Origin of the sequence: Psychrobacter sp., from assembly GCF_049295055.1 — a bacterium.
Classification (GTDB): Bacteria; Pseudomonadota; Gammaproteobacteria; order Pseudomonadales; family Moraxellaceae; genus Psychrobacter.
The window spans coordinates 1-7,588 of sequence record NZ_JBAQQF010000048.1 but is presented as its reverse complement, the minus strand read 5'-3'; the positions used below and the strand labels follow the sequence as shown (position 1 = coordinate 7,588).

Genomic DNA, 7,588 nt, shown 5'->3' with positions numbered 1-7,588 from the left:
ATAATGGAATCATTTGCTGAACTATTTGAAGCGAGCATCGAAGAAACAGGTCTGGATATCGAGCGTGGCTCGGTTATCACTGGTACTGTTGTCGCCATCGATAACGACTGGATCACTGTTGATACTGGTCTAAAATCTGAAGGTATCGTCGCTCGTGAAGAGTTTTTAAGCGAAGAAGGCGAACTTGAAGTTGAAGTTGGCGATAGTGTTGATGTCGTGGTTGAAGCGGTTGATAACGGTATGGGTCAAACCTTACTGTCACGCGAAAAAGCCAAACGCGTTGAAACTTGGAATATCCTTGAAAAAATCTCTGATAATAATGAGATCGTAAAAGGTATTATCTCAAGCAAAGTTAAAGGCGGCTTTACCGTAGATATCGGTTCAGTACGTGCGTTCCTACCAGGTTCATTGGTAGATGTACGTCCTATCCGCGATACGACACACCTTGAAGGCAAAGAGCTTGAGTTTAAAGTTATTAAGCTTGACCAAAAGCGCAACAATGTTGTTGTTAGCCGCCGTGCAGTTATGGAAGCTGAGAATTCAGCTGAGCGCGAAGAGCTATTAAACAAGCTTGAAGAAGGTATTGAAATCGAAGGTATCGTTAAGAACCTAACTGATTACGGTGCGTTCGTTGATCTTGGTGGTATTGATGGTCTATTGCACATCACTGATATGGCATGGCGCCGTATCAAGCATCCATCTGAAGTTGTTGAAGTTGGCCAAGACTTGAAAGTTAAAGTATTGAAGTTTGACCGTGAACGCAATCGCGTTAGCCTAGGTCTAAAACAACTTGGTACTGATCCTTGGGACAACGTTGGCGGTACTTATCCAGTAGGTAGCGTTGTAAAAGCACGCGTCACCAACTTGACTGATTATGGTTGTTTCGCTGAGATCTCTGAAGGCATCGAAGGTCTAGTTCACGTATCAGAAATGGATCATACCAACAAAAACATCCACCCATCAAAAGTTGTTCAAGTGGGCGATGAAGTTGAAGTTATGATTCTGGATATCGACGAAGAACGTCGTCGTATCAGCCTAGGTATCAAACAGACTTTAGCTAATCCATGGGATGAGTTTGATAAGAAACATGAGCGCGGTGATAAAATCACTGGTACGATCAAATCAATCACTGACTTCGGTATCTTTATCGGTCTAGACGGTGGTATTGATGGTCTGGTTCATCTATCTGATATCTCTTGGAACGAAACTGGCGAAGACGCTATCCGTAACTACAACAAAGGCGACACCGTTGAAGCAATGGTACTGTCTGTAGATGCTGAAGCAAACCGTATTAGCCTAGGTGTTAAGCAGTTAAGCTCTGATCCATTTAATGAATACCTAGTCAACAATGACCGTGGTGCTATCGTTAATGGTAAAGTAAAAGAAGTAGATGCTAAAGGCGCTACTATTGAGCTTGCTGATGAAGTTGAAGCTTATCTACGTGCTTCTGAAATTCAACGTGACCGTGTTGAAGATGCGACTAAGCATTTGAGCGTTGGTGATGATGTTGAAGCTAAGATCATCAGTGTTGACCGTAAAACACGCAATATCAACTTGTCTATCAAAGCGAAAGACGAAGCGGAAGAGCGTCAAGCGATTAAAGACTTGGGTAGCACAAGCACTACTGCTGCTTCAGGTTCTGACGCCCAGCCAAAAACGATTGGCGATTTGATCAAAGAGCAAATGCAGTAATCGTTAAGATATTGATATAAAAGTAATATAAGAAAAGCGACTCCGGTCGCTTTTTTTTATGGTTACATTTTGATAAAGGTGTTGATCATCAAGGTTTTTAATCAAATCGGCAAACTCTTATTCCTATTTGCTCCAATATCCGTTATCATTTGCAACATTGAGTAACGAGATGTGAATCAATAGATGTTAAATATAAGAGCTTATTATTTAACAGTAAGTTTTTTGTCCTTACGACGGCAATGGTCATATTGAGCATAGCAGTTGAAAAGTCATTGTTTCAAAGTATGGATTGAAGACAACGGTTTGATTCATAATCATCTTATCCATCAATCGACAAGGCAAGCGTAATAATGCAACAAACGATTAATAAGTCTGAATTTATTAGTAATCTGAGTGCGAACTGTGACAATATGGCTGATACGGTGGTCGATGACGCAGTGCGTGAAATATTAAATCTGATGACTCATACTTTAGCCAATGATGGGCGAGTAGAGGTTCGAGGGTTTGGCAGTTTTTGTCTACATCACCGCCGTGCGCGCATGGGTCGCAACCCTAAAACAGGGGAAAGCGTCCCTGTTCCTGCTAAAGCCATTCCACATTTTAAGCCAGGTAAGGCCTTACGTGAAGCAGTCAATGATAAAGTTGCAAATAGTTAAAAGTAGTCATAAATTATTGATGAAATAAAATATTTTACAGTAACTTTACAACTGCTCTTGCTATAATTCAGTTTTTGATATATTCATGATGCGCCAAACCGAGGTATACATCTTATGCGATTTTTACTGTTTGTTTTACTGTTCTTAAGCTTTGCGTATGCGCTTGGTTTGGTATTAGCAAATAATACTGAAATAGGTGTAAACCTACTGTTCTCGCAAGCACCTACAATGAACTTAGGATTGCTACTGATTCTTTGCCTCATACTTGGTGTGGTCATTGGTATCTTATTGGCATTACTCATATTTCGTGTATTACAGAATAAATGGGAAATCTCGCGTCTACAAAAAGCAAATGCAAATTTGCAGGAGCAATTGACACAAGCAAATATCGTTATTGACCGTCAAGCAAATGCTCCAACGGTGGATGAAGCGGTCTATGGAGCAACGGCTACTAATGTACATGAAGACACCGCCCATAATTTAGACACAGGTTCGACCTTAACCAAGAAAAAACGCGACTATTGATTCAATAATGAATATGTGGTCGAGACGGCTAGACATAATAATTTGATAAACTTGATATAAAATGGCATAACGATGAATAATACGATCCATTCTCCAGTGATAGTTGCATTAGATAATATGACTATGGAGGCATCTTTAGCGTTAGCTGACCAACTAGACCCTACATTGTGTCGATTAAAAGTAGGTAAAGAGCTATTTACTCGCTGTGGACCTGCAATCGTTAAGGCACTACATCAGCGTGGTTTTGACGTTTTTTTGGACTTAAAGTTTCATGATATTCCTAACACGACCGCGCAAGCAGTATTAGCAGCCGCAGAGCTTGGTGTATGGATGGTCAATGTCCATGCAAGCGCCGGTCTAGAGGCAATGTCACTGGCCAAGCAGCGTTTATTAGAAGGTGGTTTTGAAACATTACTGATTGCAGTGACGGTTCTAACCTCGATGGATAATCAGGCACTGATGCAAACGGGTGTCGTTGATGGTTTGGATGTCCAAGTGAGTCGATTAGCACAATTGACCAAACAGGCAGGTCTTGACGGCGTCGTTTGCTCAGCACAAGAAGCCAAAGTACTTAAATCGTTATGTGGTAATGACTTCAAGCTTGTGACGCCGGGTATTCGTTTGCTGGAAGACAATGCTGATGATCAAAAGCGTATTTGTACGCCAAAACAAGCCTTAAGTGATGGCTCAGACTATCTGGTTATTGGTCGTTCGATTACTCAAGCAGCTGATCCTGCTGCTAAACTACAAAAAATACTCCAAAGTATTTAACGTCTTATATTGAAAAAACAATGAGAAAGGCAGCCTAATCCGCTGTCTTTTTACTTTTTGTTGATTAATAAAAAAGTGCTACACTACTAAGGCTTATACCGACGCCTTAATATCAGATCCAAAAATACGATTGGCTAAGCCAAACTCGTTTAGCTTACAATGCATAAATAATACTTGCAATCGCTTTGCTTGCCACTTAAACCCTTGAAAACAGTGTCTTTAGACAATATTGGATAATATGAAATTACAGATTTTAAGTGACTTACATATTGATAGTTATGCTCGTCAGTCGCATCCGATAGGGCATATCCCTAAGACTGATGCGGACGTGGTGCTAGTAGCAGGAGACACAGCCAATAGTGATAGCGGTATGCCGTGGCTACAAGCGCAAGCCGCACGCTTACAAGTGCCGCTGATTACGATATCTGGTAATCATGAGTATTTTAATGAAGACGTACTACATTTTGATGAGAAGTTAGCGACGTGGGACAATTATAGTGATGAGTTAAAGCAAGGTGTTAGAGTACTACAGTGTCAACATATGGATATTGGTGAAGTACGAATCTTAGGTTGTACATTGTGGACGGACTATCAGTATCAAGCCAATGAGGATACCATGTCTGCTGCTAGACGCTTTATGCGTGACTATAAGCAAATCTATGCTGGTAATGAGCTGTTTTCGCCTGAGATTTCGATGCAGATTCATGCTGAGCAGCGCCAATGGCTTCAGCAAGCGTTGGTCACAGCAAAAGCACTTGGCAAAAAGACGATCGTAATGAGTCATCATAGTATCAGCCCATTATCGGTGTCTGAAAAATATGCAGATTTGCCGAGTAACGCCGCTTTTATCAGCGACTTATCTGAGTGGATGCATAAAGATTGGGCACCAGCACTCTGGGTACATGGTCATACGCATGAAGCATTTGACTATCGTATTGGTAAAACACGTGTGATTGTCAATCCGCGGGCTTATCCCAATGAAGTGAGTAGTACGGCTTTGGAGTTTGCTTGGGATAGAGTGATCGATATCGGTTAAGTTATTTCTGTTATTGGCGTCATGAGTTCCTTGACGTGCCCTACTTTTCCTAATAAATTTAGTCATAATAATGTCGACTTATATAAAAACTGAATGGATATTTTATTCATTCTTATCAAAAAATCTGCTACGCTTACGGCTATGAGCAGAAATTCTAACAATTCTTTGTCAAAACTATCCGCTGAGAAACTTGCGAGTCATACTCCAAGTGCGCCAGCGCCCTCACACCTACCTGAGAGTATGATTGCTTCGGTTAGCTTACTGCCTGAAGATAAACGATTGATTCTATTTACCAGACACTCTCTACGTGAACGCTCTGACGGTAATGGTTTTGCCAGTTATCAGCTACCACTGACACCCAAAGGTCGTGTGTTGGCGAAGTCTTGGGGACGTTGGTTGGCAGGACATTTGCCATATTCACTCGATGTCGATAGTATTTCAAGCCCTATCGGTCGTTGTATTGATACGGCACAGCTCATGCAAGAGGGAGCAGGACTAAAGCGTGAAGTCTCGCATCAGTCTTTATTGGTTGAGCCCGGCAGCTTGGTCACTGAGCCGGACATTGCCAATCCAATATTCAAAGAAATTGGCGTGCTTAATTTTATCAACCGATTTTTGCAAGGCAACCTCGAAGGTACCAAAAATTCCTATCAAGGTGGTCTTGATATTTTATCGCTTTTTTATCAGAATCAGCCACAACATGGGCATTTGATGCTTGCCGTCAGTCATGATACCTTGCTGTCTGCATTTTTAGCAGTGATGTTTGATGTGATCGAGATTGATTGGAATGACTGGCCAAAGATGATGGAAGGAGTGTTTTTGTGGTTTGATGACAAGCCTTTTGAGCATGCTAACGCGTATTTTATCTGGCGCGGTGAAGTATATATTCGGCCGATACGTTCTTTGTTAGAGGGTTACCGTGCGGCAGGGTTTCACCCCAGCACACTACTATTACCACCAGAAGTAAAATGGATTTAATACCAATTATAAAAATATGAGCTGCTTTAATAGCCTCAAACTTATTTGACCTCCTACTTACTTAAATGAATTTTCTGTGCTGTTTCAATTTCAGTTTTTGAGTAGGCATAAAAAAACCTTGTACCAGTATTAGAACCAGTAACAAGGTTTCAGTCATCACGCTATGATAGCGAGATGCGGTCTAAACGCTAAAAATCTTAAGCTTGTAGGCCTTTGATTGTTTTGTTTAGGCGGCTCTTACGACGAGCAGCTTTATTCTTATGAATAATACCTTTGTCAGCCATACGATCTAGAACTGGTACCGCTTTTTTGTAAGCTTCGGTAGCCGCATCATAATCTTTGGCTGCGATAGCCGCATCAACACGTTTTAAGTAAGTACGAACCATAGAGCGTTGTGACGCAGAGTTCTGACGACGTTTGGTGTTTTGACGGGCGCGTTTACGAGCTTGTGCAGTATTAGCCACGCGTATCTCCTTGATAAAGACAGATAAAATATGAATGTTGATTGCAATAATGGGTTTAACAATCATCGGTGACGAGCAGCCGTCTCGTCAAACATGATATCGATGCCTAATATTAAAGTATCTAATATTAATAGATCATCGCAAGCGCCAGAACTGTTTGGAATAATTAAACAGCGTTGACGTGTAAAGCCGGATATTTTAGCAAATTATTGAGCTTAGGACAATATATTTGATGATTAATGCTCAAAGAAGTTATGACATCACATGGATGACTGATTTTTAGAGCGCCTATAGGAGGTGTTTATCGCAGTAATAATGTATTTTTTAAAGGGAATCGACTATAGCTGATAAAATCTCTTACAATAAACTCTGTAGAATAACGTCAGTGATGCATTAATTTAGGTATGATACTTTATTTAGGTGTAATGCTAAAACGACGAACGGCCAAAGTAGCCGTTTCATCATAATAAATTTTCCAACCGTATATAAGTGGATAGGATATGCAGCGAAAAGCAATTGTAATTGGTGCGACAGGACTGGTAGGGCAGCATCTTGTCAAACAGCTGAGTGAACTTTATGACACGTTAATTGTGATTGCAAGGCGTCCGCCACGCTATATCAACACTAGCATGCGTTTTTATCAGGTCAATGATTTTGACAACTTGGCAGAGATATTTGCTAGTGTCGGCGTTGATCGAAAGACAGATGCTTTTAGCTGCCTCGGTACTACAAAAAGGCAGGCTGGCAGCGATGAAGCTTTTCGAAAAATCGACCATGATTACAATGTAAACTTTGCCAAACTTTGCCAAGATAAAGGCGTTGAAAACTTCTTTTTATTGTCATCGATGAATGCCGATATTGACAGTCGATTCTTATACAATCGGGTAAAAGCTGAGACGGAACAGTCTATTATGGCGTTAGATTTTGCGCAGATGGTGATTTTCCGTCCTTCATTGTTGCTTGGCAAACATAAAGGACGTCCACTAGAGAGTATTGGCCAAAAGGCCTTTCAGCTGATTTCACCTCTAGTATCAGAGTCATTATCACTGCACCCTATTTCTGCTAAGCGTGTTGCTAGTGCGATGGCGATGAGCGCGCATGATATTTATGAACGTAGCAAATATCGCACTGAGCCTATGATGCGGAAAATGGTTATCATCGAAAATAAGCAAATGCTGGCGATGACCAGAGTAAAACCATAAACGCTAGATAACTTATGACTGATAGTAGGTTCTGAATAAAATAGAAGCATTATATTCCAACGTGGAACTGCTATAAATTTTTCTTGCTTGCTGTGCCGTTGCTGATAGAGGCGGCGAAACTTCTCGTTTAAAGATAGGCATACCAGTCCCGCTGAATTTTTATACTGAACTCACTATAGTTGAGGCAGTTTAAAGTTGGTACAAGGCAACCGAGCGCAGATAGTACCGTTGTACAGCAAGCGAGGTTAACACCGTACCAATTTA

At 41.0% G+C, this 7,588-nt stretch carries 8 protein-coding genes; 7 read left to right on the top strand and 1 reads right to left on the bottom strand.

The genetic code is table 11. The features are described from left to right. The first annotated feature begins 3 nt into the window (after positions 1-3). The 6 genes from rpsA (at position 4) to WAZ74_RS06670 (ending at position 5,658) form a co-directional block, all read left to right on the top strand. Positions 4-1,692 (top strand): 30S ribosomal protein S1, encoded by a 1,689-nt coding sequence (gene rpsA, locus WAZ74_RS06695; protein ID WP_422307105.1) that lies wholly within the window; start codon positions 4-6, stop codon positions 1,690-1,692. A 350-nt stretch (positions 1,693-2,042) separates the two neighbouring features. After that, the gene (locus WAZ74_RS06690; protein ID WP_422307103.1) at positions 2,043-2,348 is read left to right on the top strand and encodes an integration host factor subunit beta; all 306 of its coding nucleotides are present in this window, start codon (positions 2,043-2,045) and stop codon (positions 2,346-2,348) included. 114 nt (positions 2,349-2,462) lie between these two features. Then, positions 2,463-2,873, top strand: a complete 411-nt coding sequence (locus tag WAZ74_RS06685) for a lipopolysaccharide assembly protein LapA domain-containing protein (RefSeq protein ID WP_422307101.1) — start codon at positions 2,463-2,465, stop codon at positions 2,871-2,873. Positions 2,874-2,945: 72 nt separating this feature from the next. Further along, entirely contained in the window at positions 2,946-3,644 is a 699-nt protein-coding gene (gene pyrF, locus WAZ74_RS06680) for an orotidine-5'-phosphate decarboxylase (RefSeq protein ID WP_422307099.1), read from the top strand. 238 nt (positions 3,645-3,882) lie between these two features. Beyond that, on the top strand, positions 3,883-4,680 hold the full coding sequence (locus WAZ74_RS06675) for a metallophosphoesterase (protein ID WP_422307097.1): 798 nt from the start codon (positions 3,883-3,885) through the stop codon (positions 4,678-4,680). A gap of 141 nt (positions 4,681-4,821) precedes the next feature. Beyond that, positions 4,822-5,658 (top strand): histidine phosphatase family protein, encoded by an 837-nt coding sequence (locus WAZ74_RS06670; RefSeq protein ID WP_422307095.1) that lies wholly within the window; start codon positions 4,822-4,824, stop codon positions 5,656-5,658. 197 nt (positions 5,659-5,855) lie between these two features. On the opposite strand, the gene rpsT is transcribed toward WAZ74_RS06670, so the two are convergent. Beyond that, a complete protein-coding gene (rpsT, locus tag WAZ74_RS06665; RefSeq protein WP_010200097.1) occupies positions 5,856-6,122 on the bottom strand; it encodes a 30S ribosomal protein S20 in 267 nt (88 codons plus the stop codon). A gap of 500 nt (positions 6,123-6,622) precedes the next feature. Between rpsT and WAZ74_RS06660 the strand changes: the two genes are divergently transcribed. Beyond that, positions 6,623-7,324, top strand: coding sequence for an NAD-dependent epimerase/dehydratase family protein (locus WAZ74_RS06660; RefSeq protein ID WP_422307093.1), 702 nt, complete (start codon positions 6,623-6,625; stop codon positions 7,322-7,324). The last annotated feature ends 264 nt before the right edge of the window (positions 7,325-7,588 follow it).